We start from the raw sequence: 482 nt of genomic DNA, 5'->3' as shown, positions 1-482 counted from the left end.
CACCTGACTTTCTTTATGAGTGATCATACACTCAAAATCAGGTGGCCAGATTCACTATGCCACTACATTACCCCTCGCTACACCCAGTCCGGTGTTTCTTGCAGCGTATGATCCTGGTTTCGATTCAGAGCATAGATCTACGTTCTTGCTGAGTTGCAACGGGGGTCGGGGGGCAGTGTTATCGTTCATAACAATGATCTCAAACTTCTCCTTAGGAAGCGTTTGGTCATCTAAGCAATCAAGGCAGGTTTTTAGGCTTTCCCATTCTTTATAGGTTGGGATGATAACCGAAAATAGAGAAGAATTTTGTTTATTTTCGTTGGTTATAGTTGATGTCATGTAGGAATAGTTTTCATGTAAGTGAAGATATAAAGGCAACAGTCACATTTACCATCGTTGAACCTAAAAGGACCTAGTGTAGTGGTCCAATGATTCCGGACACCAACGTAGGTGGTAATATCGCCACCATAAGCGAGGTGTCT

The 482-nt window shown here is 42.7% G+C and carries 1 protein-coding gene; it reads right to left on the bottom strand.

Going from position 1 to position 482, the window contains the following annotated elements; all coding sequences use genetic code 11:
• Positions 1 to 54: 54 nt before the first annotated feature.
• Positions 55 to 339: a glycosyltransferase gene (locus tag DIT71_RS18580; RefSeq protein WP_114614529.1), complete on the bottom strand. Its 285-nt coding sequence runs from the start codon at positions 337 to 339 to the stop codon at positions 55 to 57.
• Positions 340 to 482: the final 143 nt, after the last annotated feature.

Source organism: Marinobacter vulgaris (assembly GCF_003344045.1).
Taxonomy (GTDB): Bacteria; Pseudomonadota; Gammaproteobacteria; order Pseudomonadales; family Oleiphilaceae; genus Marinobacter; species Marinobacter vulgaris.
This window is presented reverse-complemented; position numbering and strand designations above follow the sequence as displayed.

What these genes read in the sequence shown, in the direction of transcription:
- DIT71_RS18580 (WP_114614529.1), bottom strand. Translation starts at nt 339, where the DNA reads ATGACATCAACTATAACCAACGAAAATAAACAAAATTCTTCTCTATTT.